The following is an 18,102-nucleotide window of genomic DNA, read 5'->3' as shown; positions in this document are numbered from 1 at the left end:
GGAATATGACAGTGAAACTTTTTCCTTACGCGCTGCTCCGTTACGCTGCGATGGATTTTTCTGCATTGAAGGCTTTGGAAATACCTGATCTACCTGTATGCCTTGAAAATAGGGCACTACAGGAACAGACCTTCCGGCAGCTACAGGTACAACTTTGTGAGCAGTTGTATACTGCCATACAGCAAGCGGCCGACAATGATACCCGCCAATTATTGCTGCGATGGAAACGCGCTGTATTCAACGGGCGTACGCCACCTGAAGAAATACCTGAAGCCTTGCATGCTCCATTGCAGGATTACCGGCAACAGCACTATCAACGGCAGCGGGCATATGAGGCCTGGCAGGCATATTATGCGGAACAATTACTGCTGCATCGTCGCCAGCTGCAAAGCTGGTCCGGCAATGAAGCGCTCCGTAAGGGCATCCTGCTTTCCAGTCCCGTACTCTTTTCCCGGCTGCATCACTTCATCGCTGCTGATCCCGCTGCCTTCAGAGCCGGTGAACTGAAAAATGAGTATAGCCTGCTCCGTTATATTACCCGGATGGCAGCCAAGACCTCGCCCTTCAGTACATTTACGTATACGGGTGTCAGTAGCCTGCAACCGGGAGTAGTGGCCCCTGCCACTGTTACCAGCAATATCCGGTTGAACAACAGTTTGTTTACCTATCTCCGGAGTTTACTGGTACATCATCCGGTGATAAATGAGTTGATGGAAGTGAAACTGAATGCGACGGTAACGATGGATGATACCCACCTGCGTTTCCTGGTGAACTATTTCAATGTGGAAGCATTCCAAAGTCTGCCCGCGCGTAATATAGCACTGTGGCTGTTTCAACACCTGAAAACCTCCATTCGGCTGGGCACGCTCACGGATATACTGATGCAACAGATACCAGACACACCCCGTGAACAGATCAAGTCCTTCCTAATGAAACTATCTGCCAGCGGCTTCCTCGAGTTAGGCATCGGTTGTTCCGGTATGGACCCGGAATGGGATCATGCCCTGATGGAATTTCTGTCGGATAGTCAACCGGAAAGCATTGCCAGGGAAACATTAAACGAACTATTGCGGTTGCTGGCGCATCATCGTAATTTGTATGCTGCTTCGGATGCAGCTATGCGTGCACAGCTGCTGGAGACAACCGCAACTGCACTGAATACCGTTTTACTGCAATTGCAGCAGGAAGCGGCATTACCGGTAAACCCGGCGCTGCCTTCGTCTGCGGCTGCATTTGAAGTGCATCATTTTACGCCCAGGCATTTCCTGCCGTCTGAAATTTTTTATGAAGATAGCTATACCAGGGAGCAGCAGGTACTTCCCGAACATACAACGACGCTGACTGAAAAAGCGGAACGGTTATGCACGCTGCTGGCGCCTTATGATCTGTTACAGCCGGAGAGAAAACGGATGCTCGATTTTTTCCTGCAACAATACGATCCCACACAACAGATTTCGGTGGCGGATTTTTATCATACTTATTATCTGCACGTAAAAAAACAGCCATCCGCAGATGCCGGTCCAACGGTGATGGATATACCAGACACTGTACAGTTGGCTATCAACGGTGAACAGGTGGACGTTTCCGGTCAAAAGGTGGTGTCACCCACACCGGTATCCAGGGGCATGTTTGTACAGGTTTTTTATCCTGACCATGGCGCTGTCATGGGGGTCGTCAACGCCTTATTACCAGGTATGGGCAAAGTAGCGGGCAGGTTCCTGCATCTGTTCGATCCTGCTATCACGGCCACTTTCCGCGAGTGGAATAAGACGTTGTATCCCGGTCACCTGATGATGGAACTCAATGATGGCTCCGTTTTTAATGCCAATATACACCCGCCATTGCTGGACCATGAGATCACCATTCCCGGTGGCAGCAATAATTATCCGCCGGAGCAACGTGTATCCCTGAACGATATAGTGATACGATTGGCAGCGGAGCCGCGGCAGTTAGAGCTGTATCATGTGCCCAGCGGTAAACCGGTATATACATTTGATCTGTGCCTGGAATCGTTTTACAACCGGTCACATTTTTACCGCCTGCTAGCGCATTTTAATCCGGAGCCGAGGCTGCCATTGCGGAGTTTTATAATGGCGGTGGACCAGTACTATCATTCGGTTGTTGGACCTGTGCAGATATTGCCCCGCATTGTTTTTGAAAACCGGCTGGTACTAAGAAGAAAAGGGTGGTTAGTGACCATCACGGACATTCCGGTTCCTGTGAATGACGAAACGGAGGCGGATTATTTTCTCCGGCTACAGTATTGGCGCAGCGCGCGTAGCCTGCCACAGCAGGTGTTTGTGTTTTTGAAATCGCCCTACATACCTGCCCGGGACGGAAAGAAAGGGCAACTTCACCGGGACGACTATAAACCGCAGTATATCAATTTTACGCAACCATTGCTGGTAAATGTTTTCAGGAAGATGATAACCCGCGCCGGCGGCTATTGTTATATGGAAGAGGTATTGCCGGATGCCTCGCAGCGTGGTACTGTAACGGAACATATGCTTCATTGGTATCAATATTAGTTTATGCGAAATGAATGGTTATCTGTGCACCTGTTTCATGCCGGAGCGCACAACAAGCTCCTGCAACTGCTGATAGCGCCGGTGGTACGGCAGGTAGCCTGCCCTTATTTTTTTATTCGTTACCGGGAAGGCGGGCCGCATATACGGTTACGGCTATATGTCAGGCACGATCAACAGGCAGCGGTGAGACAATTACTGGAAGCAGCTGCCACTGCTTATTTTGCAGCATATCCCTCGTTCCGGCAGGATAGCATGTATTCATCACGGGGGCTGCAACCCAACGATTCCTGGCAATATATACCTTATGTGCCGGAGATCAGCCGCTATGGCAATGAGGATACTATGTCCCTGGCGGAGGCACAGTTCGGACTTTCTTCCACGTACGTACTCGAAGTGATACAGCAAATGAGTGTATCCAACACACTGTTGCACGCTATCAAAATAAACCTGGCGCTACTACAGGCTTTGCGGGAACCACCCTTGCAAACGCTGGATATATGCCGGCAGTTTGTATTATCGTGGTTACCCCGCCTATATGATCCGCAACAGGACCGGCAGGAACAGGAAGCCTATTACCTGCAACTGTTGCAGGAACGTTTTCTTGCCTATGCGCCCACTTTAACGCAAGCCGCTGTAAACCTGTGGGAGGAACTGTTACATGAAAATGCACCGGCTGCATTGCAAATATTTGCAAAAGGTAATCACCACATTTTTAATCAATACCGGCAGCTGGGTATTCGTGATGGCCGGCTGGGTGCGATAACCCGTAGTTTTCTGCACATGGGGCACAACCGCCTGGGCGTATCCAATCACGATGAAGCCTATATTATGTATTTCACCGGTAAATGCCTGGAACATATTTATGGAATCCCTGGATAATAAGCTGGAGACGGAACTCCTCCGTATTGCTAAGGCCGTGTTGCCTGCCTTGCAGCCGGCTACGCTAATGGAGAAAACAGACCTGTTCAACGGCAGTGCCGGTGTAATGTTGTTTTACCTGCGGTTGTATGAACACTACCGGGAGCCGTATTACCTGGAAGTTTGTACAACGGCGGCGGATACACTGTTATACCATCCGGATATTTTGCAACCGCCATATTTTACTTTTTATACCGGCGCCGCCGGGCTGTTGTACGTATGCACTCAACTGTACGAAGCTTCCGGTCATCACCGCTACCTGGAGCGGGCTTTGCAGTTAGTGAACCACTTTAGGTCGGAACTCCTGCAGCAGGTGGTGCAGGACGACTTGCTGAGCGGTCATGCGGGAAACCTCCTGGTGCTCACACACCTGCATGCATATACGAAAGAGGAAACCTTACTTCCGTTGATCCGCACGCTGGCAGATACCCTGATACGACAGGCGCGTATCGCCCCAAACGGCCTGCGGTGGGGCCATGTAAAGATGAGTTATGACAGCCTGACCGGGTTTTCTCATGGCGCTTCAGGCATTGCCTTCGCCCTGATGCAGGTGGCTGCGTACTTCGGGGATGAAGGATTATATTACCTGGCGGAACAATCGCTGGACTATGAGATGCAATATTATGATGCAGCTGCCCGTAACTGGCTGGATCTTCGCCTCACCAGCACCAGTTTGGCGCGGGAGGCCATTTTTCATTGGGAGATAACCCGTTTCCGTAAGGATGCCGCTGATACCAATACCTGGGCACACGGAGCGGCGGGAGTGGGGATCGCCCGGTTGTTTGCCTGGAAACAGTCGCCACGGGCCGACTGGCTGCAGCAGGTGCGGGATGCCGTGCAGCGGTCACTGGAAGATGTACAGGCATTGAACCGGGGTGATTTCACCCTTTGCAGCGGCTATGGCGGCATTGTCTTTTTCCTGTTGCAGGCAGCTACCGCACTGGAACAACCGGAACTCCGGCAAACAGCGCAACGGCTGGCATGGGAGGCTGTCTGTTATTACCACGCTGAGGGCACCTATAACTGCTACGTCCCTACGATGATGCAGGACCCGGGACTTTTCTCAGGATTGTCCGGGGTAGGGTATATGTTATTATCAGTACTGATGCCACCCCGGGAGGACGCGATAGTGCATCCCGTTATCCCCGCAGGAGAAAGCGCTGATGCTCCCTTGTATCCTCCCGGCGTGGTGAAGAAGATGTTATTTTCAAAGTACTATCCGCATACACTTCGGTTGTTAAAAGCTAACGGATGGCAGCTGCCGGATATGCCTGATATAGCGGCATTAGAACTGGTTTTGCAAAAAGCGGTAGCCGCTTCAGCCGAGGCGGCAGATTGTTTTGCCCTCGAATACCGGATGACTGCGCTGTGGAAACATCATAAGGGGTTATTGTATTATGCGCAGAGAAAAATGACCTGGCAAAAGAGTATTGATCCGGAACATGTCCCCGACACCAAATGGATACCGGTAGAAGAGGCTCAGTTGTGTGTTACCCAATGGCCCTGGTATCAGGATATTTTGCATGAACCGGGAATATATTATTACCTGCTGCAAAACCAGGAGTATGGTATGGCGGTTTTCCCGGTAGGAAAGCTGACAGCTGTTATCTTTGATAACCTTCAGGCAGGGCGTACTTTGCGGGATGTGCTGTCTGCATTTTTGGAAGGACCGGCAAGTGAGCAGGCAACTGCAGCAGTGGTAGCCCAAACGATTTCCATGATGGAGCAAGGCTTGATTAGGCCGGAAGTACTTTAAGGTGCCGGATATAAAAAAGGCTGCCTCATGTTGTGAGGCAGCCTTTTTACATTAACAGATAATGGTGGTGCACAGGTGCTGCTCATCATCTGTTTGCAAAGTATGCGTAGGGTGGCTTTGACCTGCCAGGCCACCGGCAAGACGCATGTTCATTTCATTGTCGAGACTGGTAACAAAGCTGTCGATTTTCAGATCATCGATGCTCAGTTGGAGGTTGTTGGATTGCTCTTTCATAAAAAATAGTGTTTTGATAGTTAATGCCTACTGTTATGGGGTTTCGGCATATCCCCTTATTGCGCAATATGTTTATAGCCGGATACCGGCGAAAGCTTTGAATGAGATAGGCGCTCCTTCTATGTAGTAGTAGCTTTTTTCTCCCGGTCGGATAGAACCGATGAGAATATCCCCGCTGGAGAAATATCTTTTGTTACTGAGATTATCGGCAATGATCCGTACATACCACCGGCCTGCATCCCAGGATACACCTGCATCCAGCTTCGTATAGCCTTTCAGGTATACACCTGGCGTATAGGTGGCGGTCCGGGTAACGGTAGTTTGTCCTGCGCTGAGGCTTAACCGGGCTTCCCGTGTAACGGGGATGGCATATTGCAGCCATGTATTGATCATCTGTTCCGGTGTAAATGCCAGCCGGGTACCCTCGTTTTCAGGTCGGCTGTCCTTGCTGGTGATGGCATACGTGTAGGCGTAGTTGGTAGATACCGTAAAGCGATTAGACAGCCGTCCGATGATATCGGCTTCTACGCCGGTACTGGTAGCCTGACCGATCTGGCGACTGAAGCCGGGGTGTTGCAGGTCAGATACCAACAAGTTGTTTTTAGCGATATGATAGACGGCCAGGGTAGTGATCAGCTTGCGCTGAAACCACTCCCTTTTGGCCCCGGCCTCGATACTATTGCCCCGCAAGGGTTTAAAATTGTTGCCCGCAAAGTCAGCACCTGCCTGCGGAATAAACGATTGATCGTATACTGCGTATATACTGGTGTTTTCACCCAGCAGGCGTGTAATGCCCAGCCGTGGGGAAAAAGCTGTTTCATTACGTAATGGCGTTTTACTATTGGTGGTGACGGGCATATTAAAGGTAAACCTGCCACCATAGTTGAACAGCCAGTTTTGATGCACACGGGTGGTATTGTATACAAAAGCTGACCACCAGTTGTTTTCCCGCATAATTACGCGGGGTTTGCTGAGTGCCTGCACACTATCTGCCGGTAGCCCATATTGAGGTTGTTTCCTATCAAATGCAAAAGTGTATTGCCCGTAAGCAACGGAAAATTCATCTTTACTATAGTTGTAATCTATGCCCGCTACCAGCTGATGGTTTACTGCCCGCCCGGTGTTGAACGTTCCGTTCACATATGCCTGGGCTGCGGCCACACGGCCAGTGACCGCACTGTATTGCGGCAGACGCCGGGTAATATTGGTCTGATCAAAATTTACAGGAGAATAGTTGTCCGACAACAAAGACCAGGCGGCGCCTGGTGTAACGGTGTATTTTGACTGGACAGTCATTTTCCATTCGCTGTTGAACCTATGGGAAAACAATAGCCTGGCGTTTTGCGATTCGGTATAGGATTGTGGCAGGTTGGGATCGCCGGCGTAGTTGTTGCCGATGCGATGTTGCAGTATGTCAGCGTCGGTGCCTACTTGTGTAACACTACTGCCTCCATCTGCCGTCATGCGTATAAGGTTGTATTCCGCCAGCAACCATGTACCGGGTTTAAAGTTGTATTGCAGTACCGGGGATACGATGTATTTCCTGGTTTTGATAAAATCCTGGAAGCTTTGCTGTTGCTGATAGGCGGCATTGATACGATAGGAAAATCCTTTTGTTTTCACGGCGCTGCCTACGTCGCCGGATACACGTAGTAATCCGAAACTGCCACCGGCTAGTTCCACCTGACGGATGGCTTGGGGGCCGGGTGTTTTGGTGGTAATGTTGATACTACCGCCCGGTTCACCGGCGGATAAGAGGAAACCTGCGGGCCCTTTAACAAAATCTACCCGTTCCATGATCGCTGCATCGTCTATGAGGGCGCCCATGGTGCTGCGTTGCGGCATTCCGTTTACATAGGTGATGGCGCCGAAACCGCGTACCATGACGGTGCTGGAGGCATCAAAAACCGAACTGTTATAGCCCATTTTAAGGCCACTGGCGTTGCGTACGATATCTTTTATTTCCAGACCGCCTTGCTCACGGATCAATTCGTTGGTGACGCTGGTGATGTTTTGTGGTGTTTCCAGTATCCGTCCTTCCAGGCGTAAGGTAGATGCCATGCTATCTGCCTTGATGCTCTTTTTTTTATCCAACACGATGATTTCCCGTAGTCTTTGTTTGCGCAGGCTGTCTGTTTTATGCTGGCCATAGCTGTACAGGGTAACGGGAAAGAGCACTATCAGTACCGGTAATGTTTTATTCATATGCATAGTTTATAAAGATCGTTTGAGTTTTCTTTTGAGTATGGCAACGCCGGTAGTGAAGCCGATGACGGTTAATGTCAACAGGTAGGTGATGCCCCGGCGCCAGCGGGGTGGACTGCCGGGATCATAAGCTGGCTGGTAAACAGGTAACGACGCATAGTCCGCATCCGTAAGCAGTTTGTTGTTGAAGTGCCGCTGATAGAAGAACTGTTGCCAGCGGTAGCGAAAACGTTGTGCCTGTTCACGGAAGTAGTGATAGTCGGCCACATCAGTATGGGCAATGCTGTTGAACAGGAATTGCGTATATACTGCGGGGTTATAGAGCAGCGAAGTGGTCAGTTGTTGTTGCTCAAGTTGCCGTGCAGCTGCCTGTATAGCAAGAACACGTTGCATACGCTTGTCTACCAGGGCATAATAAGCCATGGCATAGCGGGAGCTGTTGATACCGGTATCATAAGCCTGCGCATTCCGGTATTGTGGATAGGTTTGATAGAAGCTATCCAATAGTTGCCGTTTGGGAAGATCCCATGTGTCCCATTCCAGTTCACGTTGTAGTGAGGCGTTAGTAGCTGTGTCGTCAACAGCAGGACGGTAGGTCGTCAACCTATAGCCGGCAGGTAATACAATCAACAACAATAGCCAAAGGCTGAACAGCCATACCAAATTGTTGGTACTGGTTTGATTCCACACGATGACCAGCCATATAATGGCCATCCACAAGGCCAGCCAGGCGGCCGTTACACCATTCCAGGCCACCCATTCCTGCCAGGGAAAATGCTGTTGGACCAGCACCATACCCACTGTGCTGATGAGTATGGTAACAGCCAACAGGATGAGGTAACGTAGCAGTAACCGGAGCAGTAGTATTCCTGTCAGGGTACCATGCTGCACGAGTAACAATGTTAGTATGCCCTGTTCCTTTTCCTGTGATAGGAGGGAATAACTTATACAGATAGCCAATAGCGGCATCAGGTAGATGAGCAGAAAGGCGGTATCAAAATTACCGGTAGCCAGTTGCAGTGGATTGCTGATTCTTTCTTCTGTAGGAGCATAACTGCTTTTCACGGCTATCGGATAAAAATATTTAGCCAGATCACTCATGCCTACCGACAGCACAGCGCCGGGTGCGGGCGGGTGCCATGCACTGGCATGTAACCGGTGATCTGCCACGATGGGCCAGCTGGCCGCGATATAGGCGGCTTTTCCGGGCGGGGTGCTGGTATCGGCCTGCAGCTGATGACGAAGCGTGAAGCGTTGTTGCTCGTAATGACGCTGGAGACTGTCCACGGTGGCTTGTTGTTTTACTGCTACTGAATGCCCGTAATACAATGCTGCGGTAGCGGTGGGAAGTAACACCGTCACTATCGCCGGCAACAGGGCCGTACGCCATAATTGCCGCCATTCCTGCAACCACAGGTTCCGGATAATCTTACACCATAGCAGCATGTCTGGCAGTACGTTTTAAAAGTGAAAGGAGCAGCAATAACCATAACAACAGGGATAGCGCCGGTAACCACTGGCTGCGGGCTACCTCGCCGGTGGCAGGGGGCTGGTATTCAAACACCGGCATCTGATGATACAGCTGTTTGCCTTTTTCGCCGCCATAAGCCATGGCATGATTTAACCGGCGTATAAACATGTTGCGGTAATGTTGGGCAGCCTGCGTGAAATGATACTGGTGTGTATAATCGGTACCGCATAATGCCATGGAAATGCTGCGGATAGCCAGGTAAGGGTCTGTCAGCACGAGGTAATGTGAAATATTGTTTTGTAACCTTATCAGGCTATCGGTAATGGCTGCATATTTATCGTATACCCGTTGCGTATAGTCTTCATCCGCCTGCAGCCGGATGGCATCGAAATTTACCGGCAACTGATCGATAGAAGATACTTTGTATTGTTGTAATATGGCCGTTTCCAGGCGTGCGGTCCGGGCATCTCCTGGATCGTTTCCGTCTATTCCCGTTTTAATGGCCTGGTCTATTTTTTCCTGGATAGCCGGCTGCGAAGGCAGCGGATATAATGTTTCGCCGGTGGCTACTGCGAGTCGTGGCAACAGGATATGCCAGCACAGCCAGATACCGCATAACAACAATAACGATTGACCCGGTTGGCTGGCGATCATAGAAACCCAAGCGCAATAAGTACGAAAATAGCGGCGTAACAAGTATAGGCGGTCAGCAACAGCAGTACACGGGGATGTACTATCACCGGAAAATATAATAGCATGGATAACAGCAGTAACGCTATCATAATACCCAGGTACATCGTTGTTTTGCCCTGTATGATGTTACTGATGGTGGCGCCTTGTATGAGTTGTAGCCGGAGTGCACCACTGGTTTTCTCCTGGGTATAACTGTTGAAACACAGGAAGAAAAGAAACAAGGGGAAGAACAGCTGTAACACGCTCGCAGGGGTAAGCGCGCCAAAACGGAGATAGGCGTCAGCCGGACGGAGTGGTGGTGTGGCCATACTGTGCCGCACATGAGCTTCAATACGCATGGAACTACCAGTGACGGGGTCCAGGCCGCTATCGAACCGGCTAAATGGGGTGAGTGGCTTAAAAAGATAAGTACCAAAATGCGCTGCACTATGCGGATCGTTGGTCTGCAACTGTTCCCATTGCAGCCGGAATGCGCGGTTAGCCACTTCCCGCTGCTGCTGCTCCTGCCGGTATTGTAACCGGGAGCCCACCGCGGCGATGCCGGATAATATCAGCACAGACAACAGCGTGATGATCAGGGTATGCTGACGCAGGACCATGTGCCACTCTTTGATGGCAATCGTTTTGAGCATAACAGATATTTGTTACCAGGTGGATGTTTCCATATATTCCATGTAGGCGTTCTCCAGCGAGTAGTAATCTATAGCGGCAGCTTCCATGATGGTAAGCAGTCGTCCGTCTTTCATGATACCGATACGGGTTGCTACTTCTTTGGCCCGGTAAATATCATGGGTGGCCATCAGTACTGCCCGTCCTTCCCGGCTGAAACGTTGTAATAATGCAGAGAATTCGTTACTGGCACTGGGGTCGAGGCCGGAAGTAGGTTCGTCCAGCAGGAGCGCTCCGGCGTTTTTGGCAGTGGCAATGGCGATACCAACCTTCTGCCGCATCCCTTTGGAATAGCCTTGTACGCGCCGGTGGATGGCAGATTCCTGTAAACCGGCATCCAGCAATAAACGGGTGGCCGTTTCTTTGGTAAGTTGTTCGCCGGTGAGCGAATGAAAGAAAGAAAGATTTTCCAGCCCGCTCAGGTACGGATATAACATAACGGTCTCGGGTATATAAGCCAGGTGCCGCCGGGCTTCCCGGGGCCGGCTATCTACCGGTATACCATTTACCAGCGCCCGACCGGAGCTGGGTTGTTGAAATCCCAGGAAACAACTGATGGTCGTCGTTTTGCCGGCGCCGTTAGGTCCCAGCAGACAACATATCTCACCTTTGGCGACAGACAAATCAAGCGCATGCAGCGCGGTATGCCGGCCAAATGTTTTGGTTAGCGCAATAGCTTGCAGCATAAATTACAGCGATACGGGTCCAATGAAAAGAATGGAGAACGGAAAGGGGTATACGTAGTATTTTTATACAGCAGGCGGACCTTTATTGGCATGTGCCTGTTGTATACCGGAGCACCAGGTAGTTATGAACGCGGACTGCGTTTTATACGGAGAGGATAGTATGTCAGGAGTGGAGATGAAATCGGGTACTGCAGCGGCTGTTGCCAGCTGAAAATCGCAGATGTCGCAGGCATGGGATGACAGTAACTGCGGATCATGTAGTCCCTGGTGTTGCAGGGACGCATAATGCCGGCTTTGATCCGGATGATGGTGCACCAGTTTTACCAGCTGCACAAAAACCAGCAGGGCCGTCAGGAAGAAGGCCAGTATCTTGCGGGTGATGTGAAGTGGTGTTAGCTGCATGTGGCAAATATAGGATATGTATTTTGAAAATGAAACAATGTTGCAAAAAATATCCTTTAGTGGTTTTTATTCCGGCCACTCAAAAAAATCGGCGGACGCCCAATGAACAGCTGCCGGTTTCTCTTCCGGTTGCCGGAAAAACTGCGCAATAATCTCCAGTGCCGTTGCCTTATCAACAAAAGAAGCGAGGGGAACAAACTGCTCATCGCCCGCATCCACGACAGCCCGGTTCTCCATATCTGTAACACTGTACCATGCTGATCCGCGCCGGGCATCGGGTATATTGCAGTCATATCGGAAAGAAATTTTATCCGGAGACAACAGGATAAAGAACAGGATAATACCCGGGAATTCACAATAACCGCCATTGGAATAAATAAGGTCGTCGGGTTGAAGATGATGGAAATAATCCGCTACAGTATCCGCTGAAAGGGGCTGGTGGTCAACTTTATCGAGAAAGGTGGTGTGAATTTGCATATGGACAATTTACTGTATTTTCATATTTTATTGATAACGATGGAAACAAACACCCGGGATACATTTCTGGCAGCCTGTGAGAAGATAGCGGCGCAATTAGCCCCACATGGATTTAAACCTATGCAGAAGGCACAGACGCTGCGAAAAACGACGCAACATAAAAATATACACCTGGACATTCATTTTCAATCGAGCATGAAAAACTGGAGCGGTAGCATATCGCTGTGGCCTTATCTGAGCATCCACTCTGCTGTATTAAAAAAATGGCAGGTACAGCGGCATGGGAATAAAAATGCTACTGGTACTATCTTCGCTACGCGCCTGGAAAACCTGACACCGCTGAAAAATAAAAACCAGGATTGGAACATGGCCGTCAGTAACCAGGACCAGGTAATTCCCCAATTATGCGGACTAATCGTCACTTATGCCTTACCGTTATTGGATAAATTTGAAGATATACCACAGGCCTTGCAGGATATTACTACCCACGGTGTCGCTTTCAACGAACATTTTGATACCCGTCATGCGAACCTGCCCATCGATTTTCTTTGTTGTTTTGGCTCACCCGAAATAGCACAGACGGCCTTCGATAATTATCTGAAAGAACAAAAGCTCGCGGGCAGTGCCCGGCGGTTCTACGATGAAATGACCGCCAAAGGAGACGCACCCAACAAGGTGGTGACCGATACTACGATGCGGGCTGCCTATCAAAATAAATTAATTATCCGCGTATAACAACATCTGGTGATCCGTGAAGATTTAAATATTATCTACTTTCCTTTTTTTATTTTAGCGGCGGAAAAAGAAATATTTTGATAAGGAGCGATTCCCATAGTGACCTGGAGCTGATAAGCCTGCTGAAAAGAGGAGATGTGGGCGCATTTGACCAACTATACAGCCGCCATTGGTCTGGTATGTATCAGGCCGCTTTTTACCTGCTGCGGGATCAGCATGCCTGTATGGATATTGTGCAGGATATTTTCACCTGGCTCTGGGAGAAGCGTGAACAGCTGGATATTCAGGCGGTTCCTTCCTATCTGCGGAGCGCCGTTCGTTTTAAGGTGGCCAACTATATCCGTTCCGGTAAAATCCGGGATGAGTTTTATACCGTGCTGGCCGGAATGTCATGGCCGGAAACAGCTGGTCCGCAGGACTTCCTGGAGCTCAATGACCTGAAATTGATCATTGCGCAGGTGGTGAACAATCTCCCCGAAAAATGCCGGGAAATTTTCCTGCTCAGCCGGGACGGACAACTAACCAATCAACAGATTGCTGATTTGTTGAATATTTCCATTAAAACGGTCGAAGCGCAGAAAACCATTGCGCTGAAACGTATCCGGGCAGCCGTGGACCCTCACCTGCTCGCACTGTTACTACTCCCCATGATGGCCCATTATCATTAAATATCACCCATCTCAAAAAAAATTTGAGGATCATTTAAGGGTGTCGGTTTTTGCAAGTGCCTAGGTATAGGATAGGCTATGTATGAGAAAAGAAGAGGCCATATTATTAGCAGAAAAAATTGTATCCGGTACCGCTACAGAGGCGGAGATACTGCAATACAACCAGTTGTTCAATGCTTTTCAGGAGCAGGACGGTTGGGATGAGCAGCTATTGGGTGATCAGCAGCAGCTGGAAACGGCAATCCGTCAACGGTTGCAACCAGTGCTTTCCCGGCGGCGCCCAGGCAAAATGCTGCGTTGGTACAAATGGGCCGCAGCCGCAGCAGTGGCCGGAATCTTTGGTACTACCTACTATTTCAGCGGGCGGGAACACCTGCAACCACAAGCGGTTCGTTTCCATAATGACATTCCGGCGCCGGCCGGTAGTCATGCCGTGCTGACCTTGGGCAATGGTCAGCAGATACTGCTGGACAGCGCCGGCAACGGTGTACTGGCCTTACAAGGGCAGGTACAGGTAGCTAAAAATGCCGCCGGACAAATTGTGTATTCCGGCAACGATCAGCGCAGCAGCTTTAATACCCTCCAGGTACCGCCCGGAAGCAGGCCACTGGCCATTGCGCTGGCGGATGGCACCAGGATATGGATGGATGCAGGCGCTACGCTGACTTATCCCACAGCCTTCCATGGCGGTAAACGGGAGGTGATGATGTCGGGACAGGCGTATTTTGAAGTGGCGCAAAACAGCCAACAACCTTTCAGTGTCATATCCACTACCAACCATACGAATATAGATGTACTGGGTACTGCCTTTAACGTTCGCGCTTTCCGCGATGCCGGCAACCTGGAGGTGACACTTGTTAGCGGAGCGGTGAAAGTGAATACCACCGCTACTTCACAGCTGATGCATCCGGGTGAACAGTTGGCTGTTCGTACTAACGGATCCGTACAACTATTGACCAATGCAGATTTGCAGGAAGCGACAGCCTGGAAAGAAGGACTGTTTTATTTCAACGGGGCCGACATCACCACCATTATGTCGGCATTACAACGATATTATGATATAGACGTCGCGTATCAGGCCGATGTCAAAGACCTTTTTGTTGCTAAAATTCCAAGGGATGTTCCGGTATCCCGATTGCTAAATCTGCTGGAGATGACCAATCTCGTGCACTTCAAAATAGAAGGACGGAAAGTAACCGTGATTAAATAGATCATACACCAGTTGTCCTATCCTGTAAGACCGGCCATCTTACAGGCGGGAGGAGCATTTGTCATCCGCGTAAGCGGTATTATTTACCAAAAATCAACCAAACGAGATGCTTGTCAGAAAGCTAATCAGCGCGCTATGCCTTTTACAAACGGGAGATGAAAAAACGGGTGTCAACTTTTGCAGGGTTTTCCTGCTGGCAGTTTGTATGTTGACAACGACCGCCACTTTTGCACAGAAAGTCTCTATCACCCTGAAATCCGGTTCCCTGGAAAAAGCTTTCCGGGAAATAGAAAAACAAACCGGGTACAGTTTTATCTATGGAAAGAACCAGCTTAGCCAGGCGGCGCCGGTCAATATTTCGGTGCAGGACCAGGAGCTGAACGAAGTACTGAAATTACTGTTCAATAACCAACCATTTACGTTTTCAGTGTCGGGGAAATTTATCGCCGTCCGGCTGAAGAACGCAACAGCCAATGAAATCAAACCAGCGGATGAGGGGATCACTATCCGGGGTAAGATCACCGATAGCAAAGGAAATCCGCTTCCGGCTGTATCTGTGATAATCCCGGGTACTCCCTTTGGAGCGATGACCAGCGAGAAAGGGGAGTACATCCTCCGCAATGCGCCGGCAGAAGCCACACTGACGGTTTCCTACATCTCTTTTCAAACAGAGCGCATACCGGTCAATGGCCGCGCAATTATAGATATTGTGATGAGGGAACAGCTAAAATCGCTGGAAGAAGCCGTGGTGATCGGTTATGGCACTACCACTAAAAGGATGAACACCGGTTCCGTGAGCAGTATTACTGCCGGGGAAATTGAAACGCAGCCGGTATCCAATCCGCTGGCTGCCTTACCAGGGCGTATCCCCGGTGTGCAGATCACCCAGCAGAACGGTCTGCCGGGCAGTGCTGCGGTAGTGCAGATCCGCGGACAGGGCTCTATGAACTCCGGCACGCTGCCGCTGTATGTTATAGACGGTGTTCCCTTTACCAATTTCAACGGCGCCTATCCGCCTACAGATAATCTTAATTCCAACGGTGTTTCTGCCGCCAATGGTGGTATCAGCCCTTTTAGCATGATCAATCCCGATGATATCGAAAGGATAGACATTCTCAAAGATGCCGATGCTACTGCCATCTACGGCGCCCGTGGCGCCAATGGCGTGATCCTTATCACGACGAAGAAAGGGAAATCCGGTAAAACCAGGGCTAACGTCAACGTATATACCGGATCGGGAAAAATCAGCCGCTTTATTCCGATGATGAATACGGAACAGTACCTGGCGCTGAGAAAAGAAGCGTTTAAAAATGATAACGTAACACCCACCAGCGTTAGCGCACCAGAACTAACGGTATGGGACCAGCATGCCTATACCGACTGGCAACGCTTTCTGGCAGGCGGTACCACCAGAACTACCGACGCACAGGCCTCCCTTTCCGGTGGTGAAGGAAAAACACATTTCCTCTTCAGTACAGGGTATCATAAGGAAACAACAGTTTACCCCGGAGACTTTAACAGCCAGCGTTTCACTGGCCGTTTGTCTGCCGACCATACTTCCGCCAACGATAAATTTTACGCTGCTATTACTGCCAACTATGCCAACGATAAAACAGTTTTGCCGGGATCGGATTTGATTTCAATGTATAACCTGCCTCCCAATATGCCATTGTACGATGACGCCGGTAAATTGTTATGGTCCGCCGGTTTCGATAACCCGGTGGCGTTGATGCAACGCCGTTATACCGGTACTACCGGTAACCTGATGACCAATGCCAACCTGCGTTATTCCATCCTGAAAGACCTGAAGTTTAAAGTGAGCCTGGGGTATACAAACACTACGCTGGACCAGGTGAAGCCGCAACCGGCATCTACGCAGAACCCGGTCAATAACCCGCAATCTTCTGCCACTTTTGCAAACACGAGGGCAGAGAATTATATCGTGGAACCTACGCTCGACTATACCATCAGTTCAGCGAAGAGCCACCTGAATGTAATGCTGGGTGGTACTTACCAACGCAGCCTTTCTACCGGGCAAAGTGTGGATGGCCGCAACTACAGTAACGAAGGGCTGCTGGGCTCTCTCACCGGATCGGGGATGCTGGTGCTGAATTCTGTCGCTTACTTTGACTACCGCTTTGCATCTGTCTTTGGCCGCGTTAATTATGATTATAAACAGAAATACCTGCTGAATGTCACTTTCCGCCGGGATGCTTCTTCCCGTTTCGGACCGGATAATATTGCCGGTAATTTCGGCGCAGTAGGCGCCGCCTGGCTGTTTTCCGAAGAGAATTTTATACAGGACAACCTTACCTGGCTGAACTATGGTAAACTGAGAGCCAGCTTCGGTACCACCGGTAATGATCAGATTTCAAACTATACCTATTTGCCGCTGTTGTCCGCTGCCGGTACTTACCAGGGCGCTTCTGCGTTATATCGCCCCTTATTGCCTAACCCCGGCGTTAAATGGGAAACCACCCGTAAGCTGGAACTCGGACTGGATGTGAGCTTCCTGCAGGACAGAATCAGGTTTACCGGAGGTTACTATCGTAACCGTTCTTCCGATCAACTGTTATCTGCCGCTTTGCCAACACAGTCCGGCTATAGCAACTATACCGTGAACATGCCAGCCCTGGTGCAAAACAGCGGGATAGAGCTGGAACTGAATACTATCAATCTTAAAAGATGGGACTTCGGATGGACGACCAGCCTGAATATTACGTTCTATAAAAACAAACTGGTTGACTTTCCGGGGATTGAAAAATCCTTCTACGCCGGCAGTTACCTGGTCGGTCAGCCGATAGACCTGGTGAGAAAATATGTTTACACTGGTTATGACCCTAAAACCGGTATTCCGCAATATGCTGATCTGAATAACGATGGGATCATTGACTTTAATAACGACCGGCAGATTATCAATCCGGGTACTCCTTTCTTTGGCGGTCTGAATAACACCATCTCCTACAGGGAATGGGATTTCAGTTTCTTCCTGCAGTTTCATCACCGGAAAGGAAATATCAACAATATCAGCACACCTGTCGGCAGTAGCAGAAGTAATCAAAACACTTCCCTGCTGGATCGCTGGCAACAACCAGATGACGCGGCCATTTATCCTGTTGCGACTACAACGCCCGGCACGCCCGCCTATCTTGGCTATACGCAGTATAGCAGTTCTACTGCATTATGGGGCGATGCCAGTTATCTGAAACTGCGCTCTGCTGCTTTAAGTTATGGACTGCCTTCAAAATGGTTGTCAAAAGCAAAGATCGCGCGGATGAAAGTATATGTGGAAGGACAGAACCTTTTTACCTGGATGAAGAACAAATACATCTATGATCCTGAAACCAGCGTGCCTGGAGGCCCTCCTGGCCTCGGTACGGGCATGATTGCCATGCCTCCGCTGCGGACCATCGTATTTGGTATTAATTGTTCATTCTAAAAAATCTGATT

Annotated in this window: 15 protein-coding genes; 7 read left to right on the top strand and 8 right to left on the bottom strand. The window is 49.8% G+C overall.

All coding sequences use genetic code 11. The features are described from left to right. Positions 1–5: 5 nt before the first annotated feature. The 3 genes from ICL07_RS16685 to ICL07_RS16675 are packed head-to-tail and all read left to right on the top strand — an operon-like array spanning position 6 to position 5,202. Complete coding sequence (locus ICL07_RS16685) at positions 6–2,528, top strand: lantibiotic dehydratase (protein ID WP_188089161.1); 2,523 nt, start codon at positions 6–8, stop codon at positions 2,526–2,528. Between the two features lie 3 nt (positions 2,529–2,531). After that, the gene (locus ICL07_RS16680; RefSeq protein ID WP_188089160.1) at positions 2,532–3,407 is read left to right on the top strand and encodes a thiopeptide-type bacteriocin biosynthesis protein; all 876 of its coding nucleotides are present in this window, start codon (positions 2,532–2,534) and stop codon (positions 3,405–3,407) included. Further along, positions 3,343–5,202 (top strand): lanthionine synthetase LanC family protein, encoded by a 1,860-nt coding sequence (locus ICL07_RS16675; protein WP_188089159.1) that lies wholly within the window; start codon positions 3,343–3,345, stop codon positions 5,200–5,202. Before ICL07_RS16680 ends, ICL07_RS16675 begins: the two co-directional genes overlap by 65 nt. Before the next feature lie 51 nt (positions 5,203–5,253). Here the strand turns inward: ICL07_RS16675 and ICL07_RS16670 are convergent, their stop codons facing one another. From ICL07_RS16670 to ICL07_RS16635, 8 genes are all read right to left on the bottom strand, one after another. Further along, the gene (locus ICL07_RS16670; protein ID WP_188089158.1) at positions 5,254–5,436 is read right to left on the bottom strand and encodes a pinensin family lanthipeptide; all 183 of its coding nucleotides are present in this window, start codon (positions 5,434–5,436) and stop codon (positions 5,254–5,256) included. A gap of 72 nt (positions 5,437–5,508) precedes the next feature. Then, on the bottom strand, positions 5,509–7,641 hold the full coding sequence (locus ICL07_RS16665; protein ID WP_188089157.1) for a TonB-dependent siderophore receptor: 2,133 nt from the start codon (positions 7,639–7,641) through the stop codon (positions 5,509–5,511). Between the two features lie 9 nt (positions 7,642–7,650). Beyond that, a complete protein-coding gene (locus ICL07_RS16660) occupies positions 7,651–9,087 on the bottom strand; it encodes a DUF3526 domain-containing protein (RefSeq protein ID WP_188089156.1) in 1,437 nt (478 codons plus the stop codon). After that, entirely contained in the window at positions 9,071–9,766 is a 696-nt protein-coding gene (locus ICL07_RS16655) for a DUF3526 domain-containing protein (RefSeq protein ID WP_188089155.1), read from the bottom strand. Before ICL07_RS16655 ends, ICL07_RS16660 begins: the two co-directional genes overlap by 17 nt. Continuing rightward, positions 9,763–10,437: an ABC transporter permease subunit gene (locus ICL07_RS16650; protein ID WP_188089154.1), complete on the bottom strand. Its 675-nt coding sequence runs from the start codon at positions 10,435–10,437 to the stop codon at positions 9,763–9,765. The genes ICL07_RS16655 and ICL07_RS16650 overlap by 4 nt, the downstream gene beginning before the upstream one ends. 12 nt (positions 10,438–10,449) lie before the next feature. Further along, complete coding sequence (locus ICL07_RS16645; protein ID WP_188089153.1) at positions 10,450–11,160, bottom strand: ABC transporter ATP-binding protein; 711 nt, start codon at positions 11,158–11,160, stop codon at positions 10,450–10,452. Positions 11,161–11,223: 63 nt separating this feature from the next. Then, positions 11,224–11,562 (bottom strand): hypothetical protein, encoded by a 339-nt coding sequence (locus tag ICL07_RS16640; protein ID WP_188089152.1) that lies wholly within the window; start codon positions 11,560–11,562, stop codon positions 11,224–11,226. 66 nt (positions 11,563–11,628) lie between these two features. Then, entirely contained in the window at positions 11,629–12,039 is a 411-nt protein-coding gene (locus tag ICL07_RS16635; RefSeq protein WP_188089151.1) for a hypothetical protein, read from the bottom strand. A gap of 39 nt (positions 12,040–12,078) precedes the next feature. Here ICL07_RS16635 and ICL07_RS16630 point away from each other — a divergent pair, with 39 nt between their 5' ends. The 4 genes from ICL07_RS16630 (at position 12,079) to ICL07_RS16615 (ending at position 18,091) form a co-directional block, all read left to right on the top strand. Beyond that, positions 12,079–12,774 carry a DUF4304 domain-containing protein gene (locus tag ICL07_RS16630; protein ID WP_188089150.1) on the top strand — a complete coding sequence of 232 codons (696 nt, stop codon included), beginning with the start codon at positions 12,079–12,081 and terminating at the stop codon, positions 12,772–12,774. A gap of 77 nt (positions 12,775–12,851) precedes the next feature. Next, entirely contained in the window at positions 12,852–13,442 is a 591-nt protein-coding gene (locus ICL07_RS16625) for an RNA polymerase sigma-70 factor (RefSeq protein ID WP_188089149.1), read from the top strand. Between the two features lie 82 nt (positions 13,443–13,524). Beyond that, positions 13,525–14,652: a FecR family protein gene (locus ICL07_RS16620; protein WP_188089148.1), complete on the top strand. Its 1,128-nt coding sequence runs from the start codon at positions 13,525–13,527 to the stop codon at positions 14,650–14,652. Between the two features lie 106 nt (positions 14,653–14,758). Then, positions 14,759–18,091 carry a TonB-dependent receptor gene (locus ICL07_RS16615; protein ID WP_188089147.1) on the top strand — a complete coding sequence of 1,111 codons (3,333 nt, stop codon included), beginning with the start codon at positions 14,759–14,761 and terminating at the stop codon, positions 18,089–18,091. Positions 18,092–18,102 lie beyond the last annotated feature (11 nt).

The organism is Chitinophaga qingshengii (assembly GCF_014529935.1).
Taxonomy (GTDB): Bacteria; Bacteroidota; Bacteroidia; order Chitinophagales; family Chitinophagaceae; genus Chitinophaga; species Chitinophaga qingshengii.
This window is presented reverse-complemented; position numbering and strand designations above follow the sequence as displayed.

Coding starts and splice junctions, on each gene's coding strand:
- ICL07_RS16685 (WP_188089161.1), top strand. CDS start 6: ATGACAGTGAAACTTTTTCCTTACGCGCTGCTCCGTTACGCTGCGATG.
- ICL07_RS16680 (WP_188089160.1), top strand. CDS start 2,532: ATGCGAAATGAATGGTTATCTGTGCACCTGTTTCATGCCGGAGCGCAC.
- ICL07_RS16675 (WP_188089159.1), top strand. CDS start 3,343: ATGAAGCCTATATTATGTATTTCACCGGTAAATGCCTGGAACATATTT.
- ICL07_RS16670 (WP_188089158.1), bottom strand. CDS start 5,436: ATGAAAGAGCAATCCAACAACCTCCAACTGAGCATCGATGATCTGAAA.
- ICL07_RS16665 (WP_188089157.1), bottom strand. CDS start 7,641: ATGAATAAAACATTACCGGTACTGATAGTGCTCTTTCCCGTTACCCTG.
- ICL07_RS16660 (WP_188089156.1), bottom strand. CDS start 9,087: ATGCTGCTATGGTGTAAGATTATCCGGAACCTGTGGTTGCAGGAATGG.
- ICL07_RS16655 (WP_188089155.1), bottom strand. CDS start 9,766: ATGATCGCCAGCCAACCGGGTCAATCGTTATTGTTGTTATGCGGTATC.
- ICL07_RS16650 (WP_188089154.1), bottom strand. CDS start 10,437: ATGCTCAAAACGATTGCCATCAAAGAGTGGCACATGGTCCTGCGTCAG.
- ICL07_RS16645 (WP_188089153.1), bottom strand. CDS start 11,160: ATGCTGCAAGCTATTGCGCTAACCAAAACATTTGGCCGGCATACCGCG.
- ICL07_RS16640 (WP_188089152.1), bottom strand. CDS start 11,562: ATGCAGCTAACACCACTTCACATCACCCGCAAGATACTGGCCTTCTTC.
- ICL07_RS16635 (WP_188089151.1), bottom strand. CDS start 12,039: ATGCAAATTCACACCACCTTTCTCGATAAAGTTGACCACCAGCCCCTT.
- ICL07_RS16630 (WP_188089150.1), top strand. CDS start 12,079: ATGGAAACAAACACCCGGGATACATTTCTGGCAGCCTGTGAGAAGATA.
- ICL07_RS16620 (WP_188089148.1), top strand. CDS start 13,525: ATGAGAAAAGAAGAGGCCATATTATTAGCAGAAAAAATTGTATCCGGT.
- ICL07_RS16615 (WP_188089147.1), top strand. CDS start 14,759: ATGCTTGTCAGAAAGCTAATCAGCGCGCTATGCCTTTTACAAACGGGA.